We start from the raw sequence: 20,296 nt of genomic DNA, 5'->3' as shown, positions 1-20,296 counted from the left end.
ATAACTTATGGCGGAGAGGGAGGGATTCGAACCCCCGGTACCCTTGCGAGTACTCCGCATTTCGAGTGCGGCGCGATCGACCACTCTGCCACCTCTCCGGAAGCCGTGGCGCCTGACGGCGAAGTGGGGCTTTTAGCGGCGCTCGCTTCCGGACGCAAGCGGCTCAGACCGCCGCATGCCATTCAAGGTCGAGGGATTGCGTCGCAGGGCCATCCGCCTCGTAGCCACGCGCCAGGAGGCGGCCGGTCTTGGCATCAGCAACCATCGCCAACCGCGTCTTAGCGTTGAGCACCGGCGAGGCAAGCCACGCGAAGCCGTCATCGAATGTCGGCGGAACGCTCCTAATGGCCCGGCACCGCTCAAAGCTGCTGTCCCCGCGCGGCCGTCCCCTCCAGCCCGCCTCGCTCCAATGGTTGGCAGCGACCGCATCGACACCTTTACGCACACGCGCCTCATGCTCCGTCCGTTCGATGACGACGGTCTCGTCGGGCGCCAGCCCCGCAAGCGTGAAGATGCCGGGCGTAGAAATCAGCGCATCCGTCAGCATCCGGCGCGCCTCGGCGAAATCTCGTGCCTCTTCCGCAACCCGGCGCAGCAGGTGCGCAGGCGTTGGAAAGGGCATTTTCCACACGCGACGTCGATTGACGGCCCAATCGACGTAAAAAAGCCCCGTCGGATCATGCATCGGCGCCTGGTTCAGCGCCGCCGAGAACCGGCCCGGCGCCATCACCTGCAGCACGCCCGTGTATCCCGGCCAGGTGAGAACGGCGAACGGCCCAGCGGACGAACCCACGACTTTTGCGCAAACGAGGTTCGCGCCAAGCCCCGGCGTCTGCCAATCGAGCACCCGGATCAAACGCGCCGAATGGCCATCCGCCGACGACGCCGCTCGGCAGGTGCAGCCCCACTCATAGTTGATCGAAAAGAAATAGGCGCCTGGTCGGCCCAGCGCTTCGGCAATGGCGTCGATCTCGGACAAATGCACATTGTTCGTGCGAACGAGCCACGCCCGCGACACACCGTCAAGGCCCGCCAATAATCGCTTCGGATAACGCCGCGTCGCCACATCGAGCAGCGCATGCGTCTTTTCTACAGAGGCACGCAGCGTTACCAGCGGAAAATCCGGCCCGGTTTCGATCACAGGTATCGCCGGCAGGATATCGCTCTGCGATCGCGGGTGCGCCGAGGAAGCAGGAACGGCCATCATTCGCCTCTGGTGACAATCCCAGGAGCTCCCTAAAATGGGCGACCCCAGCGGCATTTACGATGCGTTATCAAAAAGAAATTGGCCGGCTGAAACGCCGCACGGCCGTTGACAATAGCCCTCACATCGACAATAAAGCCCGCCACCCGTGGGCCAGGAAAACTGCCCGCGTTGAACGCGCTGCCCGAGGCTCCTTGCTGGCTCTAGCTAGCAACATGTTGAAAGTTCACCGTTTTCGGTGACGCCATAGGGCGCGGCAACAGGCCTGAAAGGCCGAAAGGACAAGAGCCATGTACGCTGTCATCAAGACAGGCGGCAAGCAATACCGCGTTTCCAAAGACGACGTCGTCACGATCGAGCGTGTAGCTGGCGATGCCGGCGCTACCGTTGAATTCGGTGAAGTTTTGATGGTCGGCTCGGGTGCCGATGTCACCATCGGCGCGCCGTTCGTATCGGGCGCCAAAGTGGTCGCCGAACTCGTGAAGCAGTCGCGCGGGCCAAAGCTGATCGCCTTCAAGAAGCGCCGCCGCAAGAACTCTCGCCGCAAGAAGGGCCACCGTCAGGACCTTTCTGTCGTGCGCATCACCGACATCGCAGGCGCGTAACGAACCGCCGCTCCATTCGAGGATTTTGAAATGGCACAAAAGAAAGCAGGCGGTTCGACACGTAACGGCCGCGATTCAGAAAGCAAACGCCTTGGCATCAAACGCTACGGCGGCGAATACGTGATTCCGGGTAACATCCTCTGCCGCCAGCGTGGCACGCAGTGGCATCCGGGTTCGGGTGTCGGCATGGGCACCGATCACACGATCTTTGCCGTCGAGGAAGGCACCGTCGAATTCGCCACCAAGCGCAACGGCCGCACCTATATTTCGGTGAAGCCGGTCAAAGCGATCGCCGCGGAGTAATCCGCTTTCGATCGAAAAGCTCGGTTGTACGGACTACGGGGATGGCTCTGCCATCCCCTTTTGCCTTTTCAGAGCTCCCCTCATATCGTCGACGGATTGCCCACAAGCCCAAGGCCCCTTTGCCTTTGATCGGACGTCATGAAAACCGCCCGTCTCACTCTCCGGACTGTTGTCCATGGTGATGCCGCCCGCATCGCCGTGCTGGCCGGTGACTGGGACGTCGCAAGCATGACAGGGCGCATTCCGTTTCCCTATTCCGAGGAAGCCGCCAATCACTGGGTCGATGGCGTCGCCGAGCATGAAGAAGTGTTCGGCATCGACCTCAACGGTGAGCTGATCGGCATCTGCGGCTTCACGCTCGACGACAACGGCGACGCTGAGCTCGGCTACTGGATCGGCAAGCCCTACTGGGGCCAAGGATACGCCACCGAAGCTGCACGCGCCGTGATGGCGCATGGCTTCGCGAAATCCGGCGTTCGCCGCTTCATCTGCAAACATCTGACGGGCAACGATGCGTCGGCGCGCGTCATTCGCAAACTCGGCTTCCGCCACACCGGTACCTCCACGGGCTGGTGCGAGGCGCGCCAATGTGAACTTCCGGCGCTGACGTATGAACGCCGTCGTCCGTGGACCATGGCCATTCGAGCGCGCGCATCATGAAATTTCTGGATCAGGCAAAAATCTACATTCGATCGGGCGCAGGCGGAAACGGCTGCATCGCCTTCCGTCGCGAGAAATTCATCGAGTTCGGTGGGCCGAACGGCGGTGACGGCGGCAAGGGCGGCGACGTCTGGGTCGAATGCGTGCAGAACCTCAACACGCTGATCGACTACCGCTATCAGCAGCATTTTTTCGCCCAGAACGGCACGCCCGGCATGGGTCAGAACCGCGCCGGACCAAACGGCAAGGACATGATCGTCAAGGTGCCCCCCGGCACGCAGGTTTTCGCTGAGGACGGCGAAACGCTCCTTGCCGATCTCACCCATCCGGGCGAGCGCGTACGCCTGGCGAAGGGTGGCAACGGCGGCTTCGGGAACGCGCACTTCAAAAGCGCGACGAACCAGGCGCCGCGCCACGCCAATCCCGGCCAGCCGGGCGAAGAGCTGACGATCTGGCTCAAGCTGAAGCTCATCGCCGACGCCGGTCTCGTGGGCCTGCCGAATGCTGGCAAATCGACATTTCTCGCGGCCGTCTCGGCGGCCAAGCCGAAGATCGCCGACTATCCGTTCACGACGCTGCATCCCAACCTCGGCGTCGTCCGTGCGGGCGATACCGATTTCGTGCTCGCCGACATTCCAGGCTTGATCGAAGGCGCCCACGATGGCGCCGGATTGGGCGATCGCTTCCTTGGACACATCGAGCGTTGCCGCGTGCTTCTCCATTTGGTCGATGCGACCTCCGAAGACGTTGCGGCCGACTACAAAACCGTCCGCCGCGAGCTTAAGGCCTACGGCGAGGGCATCGAGAAAAAGAAAGAGATCGTCGCGCTGTCGAAGTGCGATGCGCTTGACGAAGCCACACTCGCAGAACGCCGCGAGATTTTGAAGAAGGCCGCCCGCAAGACGCCGTTGATGCTGTCGGCGGTCTCCGGCCAAGGTGTCAAAGATGCTCTCTATGCGCTCGTCCGCGAGATCACGCGCGCAAATGAGACAGACGATGAAGCTGACGGCGACGAGGCCGGTCCCTGGCAACCCTAGTCGCCATGTTGTCATCCTCGGCTTCAGGCCGAGGATCCATCGCGCAGATCACTCGCTGATGAGTAGATCCTCAGACTGTTCGGAGAATGACATTCTGCGGCGTTCTCAGGCATCGCAGAGGCTACAACGCAGCCCTTGAGACAAAACGATCGCCTTGCCGCCCGCTGCCAACTCGCTCACAATAGCTGCCTCGCACCCAGCAATTCCCAACATCAGGAAGTCTCGAAATGACCCACTCCGCGCGCACACCGGTCTGGACATGGGTCGTGCCCGTGCTTGGGCTTCTACTTTTCATCGAAGCCACTGCTACGAGCTATGGCGAGGATTTCTCGACGCACACTCTCGGTATCGTCAACACAATCCTCCTCGTCCCGATGCTCATCGGCGTTGTGTTTGCGGCCGTCTACCACGCGGAGGAAGTCGCCCACATTATGGGTGAGCCAGTCGGCACACTCGTCCTGACCGTCGCCGTCACGATCATCGAGCTGGCGCTGATCATCTCCTTGATGCTCACCGGCAAGGCGACGCCGACGCTCGTGCGAGAAACCGTCTTCGCCGTCATCATGATCGTCACGACCGGTCTCGTCGGGCTTTGCATCGTCGTTGGAGGTCTTCGCTTCCGAGAACAGACCTTCGACGTGACGTCGGCGAAGATCTACCTCGCCATGCTGATCGTTCTGGCGACGCTCACGCTCATCCTGCCGAACTACACGACGACGGTTCCAGGAGGGCTCTATTCGGAAAGCCAACTTAGCTACATCAGCATCGTGACGATCGCGCTCTATCTGGTGTTCCTATATACGCAGACCGTTCTGCATCGTGGCTATTTCGTCGGCGAGCACCCCCATACCGCAACGGAGTCGCCGGGGCCGGCGGAGGGCAAGCTCGCGCTCTCGGCGTTCTTTCTCTGTGTTGCATTGGCAGCCGTCGTTCTCTTGGCAAAGCTCGTAGCGATCATCATCAACGTCGGCGTCTCGAAGCTCGACGCACCATCGAGCATCAGCGGCGTCATCATCGCACTGATTGTGCTCATGCCGGAATCGATTGCAGCTGTGAAGTCCGCCCGAAATAATCAGCTTCAGAAAAGCCTGAACCTGGCGCTCGGTTCGTCGCTGGCGACCATCGGCCTGACCATACCGGCTATTGCGGCCGCCAACCTCTTTCTGCACACGCCCCTGGTCCTCGGTCTCGAACCGGGGGATTTGGCGCTCATCGTCATGACGCTGGCGGCCAGCATCCTGACGTTTGGAACCGGCCGCACCAACGTCCTGTTCGGTTTTCTTCACCTTGTGATCTTTGGGACGTTCCTGTTTCTCTCCTTCGTGCCGTAAAGAGGCGTTTAGCGACGTTTTCGCGGCATATTTGGTAAAATTCCGCCCGGCATTGCCGATATGCGAGCCCTTCCCCTTGCCGGAATGACGACATTTGCAGATAAGGCACGCCCAAGCTTACCTACTTTGACACCGCTTCCGAGATGACAATGGCCGGCATGACCGCTTCCAACGCTACGACGCCGACCGCACGGCCCGAATGGGCCGAGGCGCAGCGCATTGTCGTCAAGATCGGCTCGGCGCTGTTGACGGACCGGACAACCGGCGGCCTGAAAGCCGAATGGCTCAATTCGTTGATGGATGACGTCGCCGCCCTTTCGCGCGCAGGCAAGGAAGTCATCCTAGTCTCGTCGGGCTCGATCGCACTCGGCCGCCATGCATTGGGTCTGCCGAAAGGCCCGTTGGCGCTCGAACAGAGCCAGGCGGCTGCCGCCGTCGGCCAGATCAGCCTCGCCCACGCCTATCGCGAGCTTGCCGGAGCCCGCGGCCTGACCGCCGCGCAAGTGCTGCTGACGCTCGGCGACACCGAAGAGCGCCGACGCTATTTGAATGCCCGCAACACCATTGAAGTCCTGCTGAACCTCAAGGCCATTCCCGTCGTCAACGAGAACGACACCGTCGCCACCACGGAAATCCGCTACGGCGACAATGACCGTCTGTCGGCCCGCGTCGCATCGATGGTGTCCGCTGATTGCTTGGTGCTGCTGTCGGATATCGACGGCCTCTACACCGCGCCGCCGAATGAAGATTCAGACGCCAAGCACATTCCGCTCGTCACCGAGATTACGCCCGAGATCGAAGCGATGGCGGGCGACGCCGGGACCGAGCTGTCGAAAGGCGGCATGAAGACCAAGATCACGGCCGGCAAGATCGCGCTCGCCGCCGGCACCAATATGGTCATCACGACAGGCAAGATTCACCATCCGCTGCGCGCCATTTCCGAAGGCGCGCGCGTGACGTGGTTCATCGCCAAATCCGATCCCGTAACCGCCCGCAAGCGCTGGATTTCCGGCCAGCTCGTGCCCAACGGCCAGATTTTCCTGGATCTCGGCGCCGAGAAAGCCTTGCTGACAGGCAAAAGCCTCTTACCTGCTGGCGTAACGCGCATCGACGGCTCGTTCGACAGAGGCGATGCCGTTATTATACGGTCTGCCGATGGCCGTGAGCTTGGGCGCGGCCTGATCGCCTATGCGGCGGCCGATGCCCGGCGTATCATGGGCAAGCATTCGAGCGAGATTGCCACGATCCTGGGTTACGAAGGGCGCACCACTCTCATCCATCGGGATGACATGGCGCTGACGAGGACTTGAGCGATGAACAAACCGGAGCGCATCGAGAACGAAACCGCGACGATCATGCGCGGCATCGGCGAAGCTGCGAAAGCTGCGAGCCGCCGCCTCGCCATCGCCACGCCAGAAGAAAAGAACACGGCGCTGAAGGCCGCAGCCAAGGCGCTGCGCGCTGCCGTTCCGAAAATCCTTGAGGCCAATGCCAAGGATGTCGAAGCCGCGAAAGCCGCCAACCGCCTCGCATCCTACATCGACCGCCTCGAACTCAACGAGAAGCGCATCGAAGGCGTCGCCAAGGGTATGGAAGAGATCGCGGAGTTGCCCGATCCCGTCGGCACCGTTCTGGCGGAATGGACCCGGCCGAATGGCCTCAAGTTCCAGCGCGTGCGTGTGCCGCTGGGCACCATCGGCATCATTTACGAGAGCCGCCCCAATGTAACGGCTGACGCCGGTGCGCTTTCGCTCAAGGCGGGCAATGCGTCTATTCTGCGCGGCGGTTCAGACAGCCACCATTCGAGTATCGCCATTCACGCGTGCCTCGTCGAAGGCCTGCGCGCGGCCGGACTGCCCGAAGCTGCGATTCAGCTCGTGCCGACGACCGACCGCGAAGCCGTCGGCATGATGCTGCGCGGCCTCGACGGCGCCGTTGACGTCATCGTACCCCGCGGCGGCAAAAGCCTCGTCGAGCGCGTGCAGACGGAAGCGCGGGTACCGGTCTTCGCGCATCTCGAAGGCATCTGCCACACCTACGTCGACAAGGCCGCGAACATGGACATTGCGGTGCCGCTCGTCGTCAACGCCAAGATGCGCCGCACCGGCGTCTGCGGCGCGACCGAGTGTCTGCTGATCGACAAGAACGCGACGTCCGATATCGTCACGCCGCTGGTGAAGGCGTTGCTGGAAGCGGGCTGCGAAGTCCGCGGCGACGCTGCAATCCAGAAAACCGACGCGCGCGTAAAGCCCGTTGCGCCTGACGACTTCGGCAAAGAGTTTCTGGATGCGATCATCGCCGTGAAGCTGGTCGACGGGGTCGAAGGCGCCATCGACCATATCGCACGCTATAGCTCGCAGCATACCGACGCCATCATCACCGAAGATGCTGCCGCCGCCGAACGGTTCCTCAACGAGGTCGACTCAGCAATAGTTCTGGTCAATGCCTCGACCCAGTTCGCTGATGGCGGCGAGTTCGGCTTTGGCGGCGAGATCGGCATCGCGACCGGCAAGATGCACGCGCGCGGCCCGGTCGGCGTCGAACAGCTGACGAGCTTCAAGTACAAGGTGCGCGGCACCGGCCAGATCCGGCCGAAGTGACGTATGTGGAATGAGGCACGTCTGAGTTGACGCGAAAGATTCCGCCGCAAAGCTTTGGCTCCCTTCGCGTCCACACCCCTCTCTGCCTTCCCGGGCAGCGCATCGGGATCATGGGAGGGACGTTCAATCCTCCCCACGACGGTCACCGCATCGCTGCGGAGGCCGCCGTGAAACGGCTTGGCCTCGACCAGTTGTGGTGGCTGATCACACCCGGCAATCCGCTCAAATCCGACGACGGCCTGTCGGGACTCGACAGCCGCATGGAACTCGTCGAGGTCTTCGCTCAGGGCCCGCGCATGAAGATCACCGGTTTCGAGCGCGAACTCGGCACCCGCTACACGGCGGGCACCCTGTCGTTCCTCCGTCACCGCTTCCCGGCCGTTCGCTTCGTCTGGGTCATGGGCGCCGATAACCTCGCCTCGTTCCACCGATGGCAGCATTGGCGCGAGATCGCCCAGACCATGCCGATTGCCGTCGTCGACCGGCCCGGATGGCGACACGCCGGCCTCGCCTCCCCCGCCGCCCAGTGGCTGAAACGCTACCGGCTTCCGGAGTCCGAAGCCGCCTCTCTGGCCGACCGCCAGCCCCCCGCCTGGATGCTGCTGACCATCCGGCTTTCCGGGCTTTCCTCCACCGCCCTGCGCAGAGCAGCGCCCCACTCTGCGCGTGAGAACGCCTAAGCCTATGACTTTTATGACACTTTTAAGACGGCCTAGAGCGCATTTCCAATTGCGGCTCAGGCCGACGCCCTTTAATATCGGTGCTGTCCGGATTGTCCGGGCCGTAGTGACATGCGGGACCAACCAGCAAAGGACGCTCGCCGCTTGATCCGACCCACAACCGAGGCCGCTCGCAAGAGCTCCTCAATTGCCCCGTCCGCCGCCAAGGCGCCGGACACGGCAGCCCTGCTTGATGACATCGTCAATTGGCTTGACGAGGCTAAGGCAGAAGAAATCGTTTCCATCCCCCTCGAAGGCAAGTCAGCGCTCGGCGACTTCATGGTCGTCGCGTCCGGCCGTAACGACCGGCACGTCGGCGCCATTGCCGAGCAGCTGCGCGAGAAGCTGAAGGCGCGCGGCGAAGCCCGGGTTCGCGTCGAAGGCCTGAACGCCTGCGATTGGGTGCTGATCGACACGGGCGATATCATCGTCCACGTCTTCCGCCCCGAGGTCCGCGAATTCTACAACCTCGAAAAGATGTGGCAGGCGGAGATCCCGCCGGACGCATCGCGTGGCGATAGCTCGCAGCACTAGGCGCGAGACCCGAGAAGCATTTTGTTGAAACGCGGCTGAACCCTTCGGCCGCGGAGCCTCCCTTGATGCGCATCGCCATTTCCGCGGTCGGCAAATTGAAAGACGCCGAAGAGCGCGCCATCGTCGAGCGCTATGCCAAACGGCTGAACGGCGCCGGTAAGCCGCTTGGCCTCGGCCCAATCGACATTCGCGAATATCCCGAAAGCCGCGCCGCCGACGTCGCCGAGCGCAAGCGTGACGAGGCTGCGAGATTGTTGCGTGACGTCGGACCGGGCGATATTGCGGTCGCCCTTGAGCCGATCGGCAAATCGCTTACCAGCGAAGCCTTCGCTGCCTTCCTGCGTGAGACGCGCGACGGCGGTGCGAAGTCCTGCGTCTACCTCATTGGCGGTCCCGACGGCCACGGCGAAGCTGTCTTAAGTGCAGCCACCCTGAAACTCTCCCTCGGCGCGTTGACGCTTCCCCACGGCCTTGCGCGTGTTGTATTGGCTGAGCAGCTTTATCGTGCCGCCACGATCCTCGCGGGTCATCCTTATCATCGCGCATGACGACAATGGCCGACGCAACGCCGTCCCCGACCAAATACAGCTTTCCACCCATCGTCCCCGACGGCGCACGCCTTCTCATCCTCGGCACGCTGCCTGGCGAAGAATCCCTTCGCCTGCAGCAATACTACGGCTTCTCGCGCAACCATTTCTGGGCGCTGATCGCAGCGCTCTCAGGTCAACCGCTGCCCACGACTTATCCTGAAAAAACGGCGCTGCTTCACGTTAATAAATGGGCGCTCTGGGATGTGCTCGAAGGCGCTGAACGCATCGGCAGCTCGGATGCGGCCATTCGCAACCCGACGGTGAATGCCTTCGGCGATTTCTTTGCCGTGTATCCAGCAATAACCACGGTTGCGTTCAACGGCCAGAAAGCCCGCGATCTTTTTCGTCGCTACGTCGTAAAGCCGGGCCTCGTTCGGCAAGACCGCTTCACCGCAATCGAATTGCCGTCATCGAGCCCGCTCTACACCATTCCCTTCGAAGAAAAGCTGAAGCTCTGGCAGGCTAGGCTCGAAGCTTTCCTACCGGCCCAAAATCAAAACCGCCGCGCGAAATAATCAATCGCAAACTGCGGTAGAAACCGGCGCATCGCCGCCGCCAAGTAAGTTGGTGTAGTCACATAGTAATGCCGCCGCGGCCTGGAACTTTCGACCGCATGAATCAGCTTCTTCGTCACTGCTTCCGGTTCGAGCTTGAACGTTTGCTGTCCGCCTGCCTGCATGGCTTCGAGCCGCGCACGATAAACGTCGCGATGGGGAGAATTGTCGATATCAACCGTCGCCAGCAATCGGTCCACCGAATGCTCGACAAAGCGCGTCCGGATCGGCCCCGGCTCGATCAGCGACACATGAATGCCTGAACCCTCGAGTTCAAGCCGCAAGGACGTCGTCAGCGCTTCGAGCGCAAACTTCGACGCGCAATAGGCGCCACGATAAGGCGCGACGATCATGCCGAGCACCGACGAGCAATTGACGATGCGCCCCGCGCCGTTCTTGCGCATCGCCGGAATGAGACGCCGCGTCAAATCATGCGTACCGACGACGTTCACCTCGAACTGCTCACGTAGAAGCTTCGGCGTCAGATCCTCCACCGCACCGGGCTGACCGAAGGCGGCATTGTTGAACAGCGCATCGATCTTGCCGCGCGTCATCTCCAATGCACGAATGGCGCACGTCGCGATCGACTGCGAGTCGGCAAGTTCGAGCGGCAGCACTTCGACGTTCAGGAAGTTTTTCAAGCGCGCAAGATCGTCAGGCTTTCGCGCCGTCGCTATAACGCGCCATCCGCGCTCGCGCATGGTTCTGGCCGCATCAAGGCCGATGCCCGAAGAGCATCCGGTGATGAGAATAGACCGTGTCATTGGGCTCCAGTGATTGCGGCCATCTGGAGGTTTGCCTTAGCACGAGCCGAAGCGCCGCGTCTTTCCCCGAGACGCGAGTTATGCCGCATATGTTTTGAGGGTTGCCAGAACGCGAGAGCTCCGGAACCGCGAATCACCTCTTGAACTTCACGAGGTCGCGGCCATCATCCGATTTGAGCGTGAGGGTGTCGCCGTGCACGGTGAACGATCGAGCGGCTTCGAGCGCCGAAAAATACTGCGCCTCGATTTCCGATTTGCCTTCGCACATCATCTTCGTCGCGGCCAGTGGTCCGATCTGAATGGCGTCGTCCTCGATGCTGATCGGACCATTGAAGCGATTGCAGCCGCCCGTGCCCGACACCCGGTCCGTCGTATAGGCAAGCGTCGGGCCATCGACTGGTTTGCCGTTGAGTTCAGTCGCAACCCAGCTCGCGGTAAGCGGTCCATCACCGTCCTCTTGCGCGATGGCCGCTGCGGCCACCGCGAGAGACAGCACACCAGCGAGGATCGTTATGACGTACCGCATCCCGACGTCTTCCCTCGTTGCCCCGCTCAGTTCGCGCCTTCGAGCAGACGCCGTGCGATGACCTGCGCCTGAATTTCGGCCGCACCTTCGAAGATGTTCAGGATGCGCGCATCACAAAGCACGCGGCTGATCGGATATTCGAGCGCGAAACCGTTGCCGCCGTGAATCTGCAGCGCGTTGTCGGCGTTAGCCCAGGCGACACGAGCGCCGAGCAGTTTCGCCATGCCCGCTTCAAGATCGCAGCGCCGGCCGGCATCTTTCTGGCGCGCCGAGAAATAGGTGAGCTGCCGCGCGATCATCGTCTCGACCGCCATCATCACGACCTTGTTGCGCACGCGCGGAAACGAATAGATCGGTTTGCCGAACTGCACGCGTTCGAGCGCATACTTGAGGCCGAGATCCATCGCGCACTGCGCCACGCCGACCGCACGCGCCGCCGTCTGGATACGCGCACCCTCGAACGTGTTCATGAGCTGCTTGAAACCCTGCCCCTCGACGCCACCAAGCAGATTTTCCGCCGGAACTTCGAAGCTGTCGAAGGAGATGTCATATTCCTTCATGCCGCGATAGCCGAGGACTTCGATCTCGCCACCCGTCATGCCCTTGGCCGGGAACGGCTCGTCATCCGAGCCGCGCGGCTTCTCGGCGAGGAACATCGAAAGGCCCTTGTAGCCCGGCTCGTTCGGATTGGTGCGCGTCAACACGGTCATGATGTCGGCGCGGACCGGATGCGTGATCCACGTCTTCTGGCCTGTAATCTTGTAGACGTCGCCGTCCTTCACCGCGCGCGTCTTGAGCGACGCGAGGTCCGAGCCGGTGTTCGGTTCGGTGAAAACGGCCGTCGGCAGCATTTCGCCGGACGCGATCTTCGGCAGATACTTCTCTTTCTGCTCCGGCGTTCCGTTGTGCAGGATAAGCTCGCCGGCGATTTCTGCGCGCGTACCGAGTGAACCGACGCCGATGTAGCCGCGCGACAGCTCTTCCGAGGCAACGCACATCGATTCCTTGCCGAGTGCCATGCCGCCAAATTCTTCCGGCAGCGCCAGACCGAAAACGCCAAGCTCCGCCAGCTTCGCGATCACTTCGAGCGGAATGTATTCGTTCTTGAGGTGCCACTCGTGTGCGTGCGGAATGACTTCCTCAAGACTGAACTTGCGCATCAGATCTTGGATCTGCGCGTGCGTCTCATCGAGACCCGTATCGCCGAAGGTCATCGCTTCGGGCTGCGCCGCGATCAGCTCGGCAAGGCGAGCTTTCACGCTTTCTGCGCCACCTTCCGCGACGAGATCCTCAACCGAATCCTCATAACGGCGAAGCTCTGCCTTCGGCACGCCCAGCGCGTCAGCGCGGGCGATTTCGAGCTGGCTCATCGGGATGCCGTTTGCGATCTGCGCCGCGTATTCGCCGAAAGCCGCGATCAGCAACAGTTGCTCGAACTCGCCGAACCGGCCCTCGTCCTGGAGGCGGGCCGCCCAGTCGTGCATCTGGCGCAGACCTTCGACCGTCGTCGCCAGCCACGCCAGACCGTGCGCGGCATGTTGCGCCTGATCAACGCCGCCCTCTTCCTGAATTTTTATCCTGACACCGGCTTTGGCGGCCTGCAGGATCTTGTCCGCAGACGCCACGGCTTCGCCGCTCCGCTCAATAAGCTTGACGGGACCGGCGGCGAGAAGATTTTCTCCAGCCTTCATGGGCGTCACGGACATACGTTTCTCCTGAGGAATACCTATATGCCCGGGGCGACGCCGGGCCAAATCTGATGCGCTGCGCGACCAATTCACCGCTCGGGAATGATTAGTCAACTGGTCATCGACCGCAACAAATGCTCTCGCGACCTATCCGCGCGAAAATGCGTCGCGGCCCACCTCCCGAAAGCATTACGAACCGCACCGGCCTTTCCGTGTTTACGATATCGAACCCGTCCTTTGGACTGTGTCCAAATTGCCGACGTCTCGCTAGACCCGCACTCACAGCCGGAAATTGACCTGTGGACCGGAGTTGGCCGAAACACTAGGTTCCGCGCCACAAAATCAAGGCGTCCCGGGAGAAGAGACACCATATGAAGCGCATGCGCAGATTGGTCGAAGCCCTTTATCGGGTTTACGAGCATTCGGGCTTCGCGATGGCCGGCGCAGTCGCGTTCTCGTTCGTCGTCTCGATCTTTCCGTTCTGCATCTTTCTCGGCGCCTTATCAGGCTATTTCGGCGGCCGTGAGCTGGCACAGGACGCGATCAATCAGCTGTTTGCAATTCTGCCCGCGCCCGTCGCCCAGGGCATCGCCCCCCAGATCGAGGCGGTGATGGGGACGCGGCGTATCGACCTCGCGACCGTCAGCGGTTTCCTGGCGCTGTTTTTCGCAACAAGCGCCGTCGAAACGCTGCGCGCGGCTTTAAACGGCGCCTACAGAGTCCGCGAAAAACGCCCCTATCCGTTATGCCTGCTCATCAGCATGCTGTTCGTTTTCGTTAACGGCATCTCGACGCTAGTACTTACTTGGGCGGTCGTCGTCGGCCCAAGCGTCTTCGGCCCCGCGATCGCGTCGCACCTGCCCGACAACTGGGTCCGAATTCTTGTCGATTCGAGCGACATCGGACCTGTCATTCGCTACGGCCTTTCAGGTGCCGTGATGGCTGCGCAGCTCTTTGCGTTGCATTTGCTGCTGGCTGCGGGGCAACGGCGGATGGCCGATGTCTGGCCCGGCATCGCGCTGACGATCGTTCTCTGGCTGGCGCTGGCGGGGCTGTGGTCGAACTATCTCGAAATCACGAACTACTCTCTGTTCTACGCCGGTCTTTCCCAGCTCATGATCGCGCTGATCTTTTTCCAGTTCACGGCCATCACGATCCTGCTCGGTGCCGAATTCAACCGCGGAATCATGGAAATGAAACGCATGCGCCGGGAAGCTGCCGAGCGCGCCGCCTTCCGCGCCGACGCCTCGCGACAAGCGCCAGCGCCAGCGCAACAAAAATCCTGATAGGGCACAAATGCAAAAGGCCCCTCACCGGCAAGTCCGGTAAGGGGCCTTCGATCTTGAATTCCTGCGTAACTTAGGCTGACTTCGGGCCGGCCTCGATGACATCTTCAAGCGTGCGAAGACCCGTCGTCGGCGCCTGGACAAGCACCGCCATGTTGCCCGGCTTGTGCTCGTTCCTCATCATGCGCATGTGCGCCTTGGGGATCTGCTCCCACGAGAACACTTCCGACATACACGGGTCGATACGCCGCTCGATGACGAGACGGTTGGCCTGGCTTGCCTGCATCAGGTTGGCGAAGTGCGAACCTTGCACGCGCTTCTGGTGCATCCAGAGATAGCGCGCGTCCATCGTCAGATTATAGCCGGTGGTGCCGGCGCAAATCACGACCATGCCGCCGCGCTTCACGACCTGCACCGAGACCGGAATCGTCGTCTCGCCGGGATGCTCAAACACGCAGTCGACGTTGACACCTTTGCCCGTGATGTCCCAGATCGCTTTGCCGAACTTGCGCATCTCCTTCAGCCACTCGTGATACTCAGGCGAGTTCACTTTCGGCAGCTGTCCCCAGCACTTGAAGTCCTTGCGGTTGATGACGCCCTTCGCGCCGAGCTGCATGACGAAGTCGCGCTTGTCGTCATCCGACACGACGCCGATGGCGTTGGCGCCCGACGTCGCGCACAGCTGCACGGCGAATGCGCCAAGACCACCGGCAGCACCCCACACCAGCACGTTATGGCCAGGCCGCAGGACATGCGGACGATGGCCGAACAGCATGCGGTAAGCGGTTGCGAGCGTCAGCGTGTAGCAGGCGCTTTCTTCCCACGTCAGATGCTTCGGACGTTCGAGAAGCTGGCGGTCCTGCACGCGGCAAAATTGCGCAAACGAACCGTCTGGCGTCTCGTAACCCCAGATGCGCTGCGACGTCGAAAACATCGGATCGCCGCCGTTGCATTCTTCATCGTCGCCGTCGTCTTGGTTGCAGTGAACCACAACCTCGTCGCCGACCTTCCAGCGCTTCACCTTCGAGCCAACGGCCCAAACGATGCCCGAAGCATCCGATCCAGCGATGTGGTAAGGCTGTTTGTGGACGTCGAACATCGAGATCGGCACGCCGAGCGATGCCCACACGCCGTTGTAGTTGACGCCGGCCGCCATAACGAGGACGAGCACGTCGTGGCTATCGAGTTCCCACGTGGGAACCACCTCAACCTGCATCGCCTTGTCGGGCTCACCCTGACGCTCCTTGCGGATAGTCCAGGCGTACATGTTTTTGGGAACATGTCCGAGCGGGGGAATTTCCCCGATTTCATAAAGGTCTTTCTTGATTCCTGCCGTCACCGAAGCATCGGATACTTCGCTTTTGGCTGCCAAGTTCTGGCTCGACATTGGTGTTGCGTCTCCCGACCTTGTCCCCGCGACGAGGGCCGTTATGGCTCGTCTTCTTCGCGTTTGCCCCCTGCTCTCCGCGCGGGGATCGCAGTATGAAGCACGTTTTTGCGCTGCAATGAAGAGGGTTAGTCCGCAGTTAATATTCGCTCAATTCCTCTTTAACGGGAGAGCGATATTTTAGCTGCCTATTCCGCCCTATATGGGCCTCTAGGACGCACGCAATGCAAGACTTTTGGTGGCAGCTCCAGGACGTCGATTCCTTCACTGTCTATATTTCCCTCGCATTTGCGGGCGCCGTCTGTCTGTTTATTCACGAGATTGTCGGCTCGCCAACGCTGGCTTGGCTCTCCACCCCCATTCTAGCGGCTGGAGGCATCCTCGCCCCTACCCTTCTGGCCCAACAGTTGATTACCCTTTCGTACGATAAGACCGTCAACACTGCGATCTCGGTGGCGATCGGGACGCTGGCCGCATTGTTTCTTATTCTCATGGGCAACTGGCTTTGGGCGCTTTTCACCGAATACCGCGTGAGCCGGACGAAGCTCGTCGCCATCCCATCCAGGCCGCCGCGCATCCGCCGCTAGGCTGATTGCATCGCCGCCGACAAAACCGCCGCGCCCGAAAACGCGGCGAACTGCCGATTTTGCTGTATCGCCGCAATCGGTTACTTTAGGTCTTTTCCAGTGTCTTTGACCCGAGCCTAAGGGGCACCCTTTCGATGTCGGATAAAATCGTGCGCGACAAGCCGTGGCTGTTCCGGACCTACGCCGGACACTCGACCGCTGCGAAGTCGAACGCGCTCTATAAGAAAAACTTGGCAAAGGGCCAGACGGGCCTCTCGATTGCTTTCGATCTCCCGACACAGACCGGCTACGATTCCGACCATGAGCTTGCCCGTGGCGAAGTCGGCAAGGTCGGCGTCCCGGTCTCGCATCTGGGCGATATGCGCACTCTGTTCGCCGATATCCCCATCGAGCAGATGAACACCTCGATGACGATCAACGCCACGGCGGCTTGGCTGCTGTCGCTCTACATCGCCACAGCCGACGAGCAGGGTGCCGACCGCAGGAAGCTGCAGGGCACCATTCAGAACGACATCATCAAGGAATACCTGTCGCGCGGCACCTACGTCTTCCCGCCGGAGCCGTCGCTGCGTCTCATCAAGGACACGATCGTCTACTCCTACCAGCACGTGCCGAAGTGGAATCCGACGAACGTCTGCTCCTACCATCTGCAGGAAGCGGGAGCCACGCCGGTGCAGGAACTCGCCTACGCGTTGGCGACCGGCATCGCTGTTCTCGACACCGTGAAGGCTTCCGGCGAGGTGCCCGAGAAAGACTTCGGCACCGTTGTCGGACGCGTCTCCTTCTTCGTGAATGCCGGCCTCAAGTTCATTACCGAAGTCTGCAAAATGCGGGCGTTTAACGAACTTTGGGATGAAATCACGCGAGACCGCTACGGCGTCACGGACCCCAAGAACCGCATGTTCCGTTATGGCGTGCAGGTGAACTCATTGGGCCTGACTGAGCCCCAAGCCGAAAACAACGTCTACCGCATTTTGATCGCTGCACTCGGCGTTACGCTCTCCAAGAACGCGCGCTGCCGCGCCCTTCAGCTTCCGGCATGGAACGAGGCGCTCGGCCTTCCGCGGCCGTGGGATCAGCAGTGGTCACTGCGCATGCAGCAAGTCCTCGCCTACGAGACCGACCTGCTGGAATTCGGCGACATCTTCGACGGCTCGGCTGAGATCAAGCGCAAAGTCGATGCCTTGAAAGAAGAAGCGAAGAACGAACTCCAGACGATTGAACGCATGGGCGGCGCCATCGCCTCCATCGATTACATGAAGCGCAATCTCGTCGAGAGCAACACCGCTCGGCTGTCCGCCATCGAGTCAGGCGAACAGGTCTTGGTCGGCGTCAACAAGTGGACCGAGACAGAACCTTCTCCGCTTGGCGCAGGTGAGGGAGCGATCCTCGTCGTCGACCCAGCCGTCGAGATCGATCAGGTCGAACGCCTGAAGGCTTGGCGTGCGTCGCGCGACGACAAGGCCGTGGCCAAAGCGCTCGCAGATCTCGAAGCCGCCGCGAAAGAGGGGCGCAACATCATGGAGCCCTCGATCGCCGCCGCCAAGGCTGGCGTGACGACGGGCGAATGGGGAGGCCTGTTGCGCAAAATATTTGGCGAGTACCGCGCTCCAACCGGCGTCTCGCAAGCTGCCGTCGCGCGCGATAGCGCCGCCTTGGAAGAGGTGCGAAAATCGGTTGATGCAGCCTCCGAGAAGCTGGGCCGCCGCCTGAAGTTCCTCGTCGGCAAGCCCGGCCTCGACGGCCACTCGAACGGCGCCGAGCAGATCGCCGTCCGCGCCCGCGACGTCGGCATGGAAGTCGTCTACGAGGGTATCCGCCTCACCCCAAGCCAGATTGTTCGCGCGGCAGTCGACGAGTCGGTTCACGTCGTCGGCCTGTCGATCCTCTCCGGCTCGCACGTCCCGCTCGTCAAAGACGTGATGGATCGCATGCGTAAGGAGGGCTTGGAAGACGTCCCGGTCGTTGTCGGCGGCATCATCCCGCCGGAAGACGAGAAGACGCTAAAGGCCTTTGGGGTCGCTGCCGTCTATACGCCCAAGGACTTCCAGCTGAACGACATCATGGCCGATATCGTGAAGCTCGTGGATCGCTACGCCAAGGCGGCCTGAAACGACGGGAGGCTCATTGTCCTTTCCCCAGTCCGGTCGCCCGCCGCGGCGGCCGGCGCGCCGAACGCGGAACGCCGCGGCCCCTGAAAAGAATCGATGAAAACCTGGGTCGTCCTTTTCCTCATCTTGCTCGCCGCAGGCGTTGCCTGGGGCCTCGCCCGTGATCTGTTTTCGCGAGAGAAGGGGGCGCTCACCGGCACAGTCCTCGCCATCAACCGAGGGAATCCGGTGCCGAAATGGTTTCCGGCCACCCCGCCCCGGTTCAAAGTGCGACTGCCGGACGGCCGCCTGATCGACGTCGCAACTCAAAATCCCCAAAGCGTTCAAGTCGGCGCGAACATATCCATCACGGAGTGGATGACACCCTGGGGACAGGTCTGGTACACGCAGCGCGATTAAGGGAGGGGCCCTTGCGCGAAGAAACTCGAAAGCGGCTTGAACGAGCACTCTGGATCGACCGCGCCAAAATGGCCGGCATCGGCCTCGCCATCATCGCGGCGATCGGCTTGGCATTCAGCTACGAAGAGCTGGATCTCAAGGTCGACAACAAGGATATCGGCGGCACCGTCACGGACCTGGAGCCGCTGGTTTCCAAGCAAGATTCGGCCGACGGCGAAAATGTCATCGTCCGCCTGGACGACGGCCAGCTCGTCCGCGTGCTCGCCTATAAATCCCGTGGCCTCAAGATCGGCGACAAAATCCACGTCGTCGAGCACCACCACGCCACGGGCCGGGTGACGCATACCCTCAGATAACCGCTTTCCCTGCGTTGACGTGGCGACAACGGCCGTTATAAGTCGCCGCTTCGCCCCCTTTCCGGGGCGGCTTGCCTCAGTGGCGGAACGGTAGACGCGGCAGACTCAAAATCTGCTATCCGCAAGGGTGTGGGGGTTCGAGTCCCTCCTGGGGCACCATTTTTTGCTTGCACGCAGCTAGGCACCCCTGCGCGCGGTGATATTTCGCGGTGCTGAATTCCTTAAGTGATTGGAAGCCCGCAGTCGGGCACCGCTGGCCTGGAAAGCCTACCCCTCGCGCCGCAACAGCTGATCGACAATTGCTGTCGGAAAAGGTCGAGGTTGAAAACGTGCGGTAACGGCGTCGCGATCGTAGCAGGTTGCGACCCACTGTCGAAAATCAAGCCCTCGCGCCTCGCCCTCGGCGCGATAGGCCTTGATGACCTCTCCGAGAATGCCGGCGCGCGAAGTGCGCAAATGGCCGAAGCGAAGCGACAGCTGACGCATCGCGTCATCGGCGCGGCGACCCTCGATCGCCATGAGATAAACGGCCGCGACGAAACCACTCCGATCCGCGCCCGATTTGCAGTGAACCAACGCCGGATACTCGATTGATGAAAACAGATCTATCAGCGCGAGCAGGTCGTTCCTGTAAGGCGCCTCTCGGCCACGAATGCCGACCTTATGAAGTTCGAGACCGAACCGCTCACAGGCTTCTTGCTCAAGGGGCCATGGCCGGAAAGGGAATCCTCCGCGCACACACAGCACCGTGCGAATGCCGCGCCGTTTTTCCCGCCGTAAGTCCCCGGGAGTCGGCTGTGCAGAGCGCCACAAGCGCTGATCGACCTTATGCCGGTTGCAATAGCAGAGCCGCAGCAGACCGTGATCGACAAAAACAAGATCGAACCAGGCACGCACCCGATCAGCAGGGGTCAGCACCGGTCTGGGAGCAAAGCCCTTCGTTCCGACACCATTTGCTCTATCGACGACTTCGTCCATCAATCTCGCGCCGGGATTTCGGTCGGTTAGTACGTGTAAATCACAACGATGACGCGACGACGATGCCCCCAAACTGC

22 protein-coding genes and 2 tRNA genes are annotated in these 20,296 nt (G+C 61.4%); 17 read left to right on the top strand and 7 right to left on the bottom strand.

Features of this window, described 5'->3' with window-relative positions:
• Nucleotides 1–8 precede the first annotated feature (8 nt).
• Nucleotides 9–98 (bottom strand) — tRNA-Ser (locus tag HYPMC_RS00510).
• 65 nt (nt 99–163) lie between these two features.
• Nucleotides 164–1,204, bottom strand: coding sequence for a hypothetical protein (locus tag HYPMC_RS00505; protein ID WP_013945768.1), 1,041 nt, complete (start codon nt 1,202–1,204; stop codon nt 164–166).
• A gap of 290 nt (nt 1,205–1,494) precedes the next feature.
• Here HYPMC_RS00505 and rplU point away from each other — a divergent pair, with 290 nt between their 5' ends.
• The 11 genes from rplU to HYPMC_RS00450 all read left to right on the top strand — a co-directional run bounded on the left by rplU (nt 1,495) and on the right by HYPMC_RS00450 (nt 10,098).
• Complete coding sequence (rplU, locus tag HYPMC_RS00500; RefSeq protein WP_013945767.1) at nt 1,495–1,809, top strand: 50S ribosomal protein L21; 315 nt, start codon at nt 1,495–1,497, stop codon at nt 1,807–1,809.
• A gap of 30 nt (nt 1,810–1,839) precedes the next feature.
• Nucleotides 1,840–2,112: a 50S ribosomal protein L27 gene (gene rpmA / locus HYPMC_RS00495; protein WP_013945766.1), complete on the top strand. Its 273-nt coding sequence runs from the start codon at nt 1,840–1,842 to the stop codon at nt 2,110–2,112.
• Nucleotides 2,113–2,250: 138 nt separating this feature from the next.
• Complete coding sequence (locus tag HYPMC_RS00490; RefSeq protein WP_013945765.1) at nt 2,251–2,772, top strand: GNAT family N-acetyltransferase; 522 nt, start codon at nt 2,251–2,253, stop codon at nt 2,770–2,772.
• Nucleotides 2,769–3,809: a GTPase ObgE gene (gene obgE / locus HYPMC_RS00485; RefSeq protein WP_013945764.1), complete on the top strand. Its 1,041-nt coding sequence runs from the start codon at nt 2,769–2,771 to the stop codon at nt 3,807–3,809. Before HYPMC_RS00490 ends, obgE begins: the two co-directional genes overlap by 4 nt.
• A gap of 227 nt (nt 3,810–4,036) precedes the next feature.
• Nucleotides 4,037–5,140 (top strand): calcium:proton antiporter, encoded by a 1,104-nt coding sequence (locus HYPMC_RS00480; RefSeq protein ID WP_013945763.1) that lies wholly within the window; start codon nt 4,037–4,039, stop codon nt 5,138–5,140.
• Between the two features lie 149 nt (nt 5,141–5,289).
• Nucleotides 5,290–6,450 (top strand): glutamate 5-kinase, encoded by a 1,161-nt coding sequence (proB, locus tag HYPMC_RS00475; protein ID WP_013945762.1) that lies wholly within the window; start codon nt 5,290–5,292, stop codon nt 6,448–6,450.
• 3 nt (nt 6,451–6,453) lie between these two features.
• Nucleotides 6,454–7,740, top strand: a complete 1,287-nt coding sequence (locus tag HYPMC_RS00470) for a glutamate-5-semialdehyde dehydrogenase (RefSeq protein WP_013945761.1) — start codon at nt 6,454–6,456, stop codon at nt 7,738–7,740.
• A 26-nt stretch (nt 7,741–7,766) separates the two neighbouring features.
• Nucleotides 7,767–8,420, top strand: a complete 654-nt coding sequence (locus HYPMC_RS00465; protein WP_013945760.1) for a nicotinate-nucleotide adenylyltransferase — start codon at nt 7,767–7,769, stop codon at nt 8,418–8,420.
• A 111-nt stretch (nt 8,421–8,531) separates the two neighbouring features.
• On the top strand, nt 8,532–8,993 hold the full coding sequence (gene rsfS, locus HYPMC_RS00460) for a ribosome silencing factor (protein WP_013945759.1): 462 nt from the start codon (nt 8,532–8,534) through the stop codon (nt 8,991–8,993).
• A 65-nt stretch (nt 8,994–9,058) separates the two neighbouring features.
• Nucleotides 9,059–9,541 carry a 23S rRNA (pseudouridine(1915)-N(3))-methyltransferase RlmH gene (gene rlmH / locus HYPMC_RS00455; RefSeq protein WP_013945758.1) on the top strand — a complete coding sequence of 161 codons (483 nt, stop codon included), beginning with the start codon at nt 9,059–9,061 and terminating at the stop codon, nt 9,539–9,541.
• A 5-nt stretch (nt 9,542–9,546) separates the two neighbouring features.
• Nucleotides 9,547–10,098: a DNA-deoxyinosine glycosylase gene (locus HYPMC_RS00450; protein ID WP_035575928.1), complete on the top strand. Its 552-nt coding sequence runs from the start codon at nt 9,547–9,549 to the stop codon at nt 10,096–10,098.
• Here HYPMC_RS00450 and HYPMC_RS00445 read toward each other — a convergent pair.
• From HYPMC_RS00445 to HYPMC_RS00435, 3 genes are all read right to left on the bottom strand, one after another.
• Complete coding sequence (locus HYPMC_RS00445) at nt 10,077–10,901, bottom strand: SDR family NAD(P)-dependent oxidoreductase (protein ID WP_013945756.1); 825 nt, start codon at nt 10,899–10,901, stop codon at nt 10,077–10,079. The genes HYPMC_RS00450 and HYPMC_RS00445 overlap by 22 nt on opposite strands.
• 133 nt (nt 10,902–11,034) lie before the next feature.
• Nucleotides 11,035–11,427 carry an META domain-containing protein gene (locus tag HYPMC_RS00440; RefSeq protein WP_013945755.1) on the bottom strand — a complete coding sequence of 131 codons (393 nt, stop codon included), beginning with the start codon at nt 11,425–11,427 and terminating at the stop codon, nt 11,035–11,037.
• 26 nt (nt 11,428–11,453) lie between these two features.
• Nucleotides 11,454–13,133, bottom strand: coding sequence for an acyl-CoA dehydrogenase family protein (locus HYPMC_RS00435; RefSeq protein ID WP_013945754.1), 1,680 nt, complete (start codon nt 13,131–13,133; stop codon nt 11,454–11,456).
• 353 nt (nt 13,134–13,486) lie between these two features.
• Between HYPMC_RS00435 and HYPMC_RS00430 the strand changes: the two genes are divergently transcribed.
• The gene (locus tag HYPMC_RS00430) at nt 13,487–14,401 is read left to right on the top strand and encodes a YihY/virulence factor BrkB family protein (protein ID WP_013945753.1); all 915 of its coding nucleotides are present in this window, start codon (nt 13,487–13,489) and stop codon (nt 14,399–14,401) included.
• A gap of 73 nt (nt 14,402–14,474) precedes the next feature.
• Here the strand turns inward: HYPMC_RS00430 and ccrA are convergent, their stop codons facing one another.
• Nucleotides 14,475–15,788: a crotonyl-CoA carboxylase/reductase gene (gene ccrA / locus HYPMC_RS00425; RefSeq protein WP_013945752.1), complete on the bottom strand. Its 1,314-nt coding sequence runs from the start codon at nt 15,786–15,788 to the stop codon at nt 14,475–14,477.
• A gap of 224 nt (nt 15,789–16,012) precedes the next feature.
• On the opposite strand from ccrA, the gene HYPMC_RS00420 reads away from it, so the two are divergent.
• The 5 genes from HYPMC_RS00420 to HYPMC_RS00400 all read left to right on the top strand — a co-directional run bounded on the left by HYPMC_RS00420 (nt 16,013) and on the right by HYPMC_RS00400 (nt 19,400).
• Complete coding sequence (locus HYPMC_RS00420; protein ID WP_013945750.1) at nt 16,013–16,375, top strand: hypothetical protein; 363 nt, start codon at nt 16,013–16,015, stop codon at nt 16,373–16,375.
• A gap of 134 nt (nt 16,376–16,509) precedes the next feature.
• Nucleotides 16,510–18,486 carry a protein meaA gene (locus HYPMC_RS00415; RefSeq protein WP_013945749.1) on the top strand — a complete coding sequence of 659 codons (1,977 nt, stop codon included), beginning with the start codon at nt 16,510–16,512 and terminating at the stop codon, nt 18,484–18,486.
• A 96-nt stretch (nt 18,487–18,582) separates the two neighbouring features.
• Nucleotides 18,583–18,885 (top strand): hypothetical protein, encoded by a 303-nt coding sequence (locus HYPMC_RS00410; protein ID WP_013945748.1) that lies wholly within the window; start codon nt 18,583–18,585, stop codon nt 18,883–18,885.
• Nucleotides 18,886–18,953: 68 nt separating this feature from the next.
• On the top strand, nt 18,954–19,241 hold the full coding sequence (locus HYPMC_RS00405; RefSeq protein ID WP_244420950.1) for a hypothetical protein: 288 nt from the start codon (nt 18,954–18,956) through the stop codon (nt 19,239–19,241).
• Nucleotides 19,242–19,314: 73 nt separating this feature from the next.
• Nucleotides 19,315–19,400, top strand: a tRNA-Leu gene (locus HYPMC_RS00400).
• 108 nt (nt 19,401–19,508) lie between these two features.
• Here HYPMC_RS00400 and HYPMC_RS00395 read toward each other — a convergent pair.
• Nucleotides 19,509–20,219: a tyrosine-protein phosphatase gene (locus HYPMC_RS00395; protein WP_013945745.1), complete on the bottom strand. Its 711-nt coding sequence runs from the start codon at nt 20,217–20,219 to the stop codon at nt 19,509–19,511.
• Between the last annotated feature and the right edge of the window lie 77 nt (nt 20,220–20,296).

It is taken from the genome of Hyphomicrobium sp. MC1 (genome assembly GCF_000253295.1).
Classification (GTDB): Bacteria; Pseudomonadota; Alphaproteobacteria; order Rhizobiales; family Hyphomicrobiaceae; genus Hyphomicrobium_B.
This window is presented reverse-complemented; position numbering and strand designations above follow the sequence as displayed.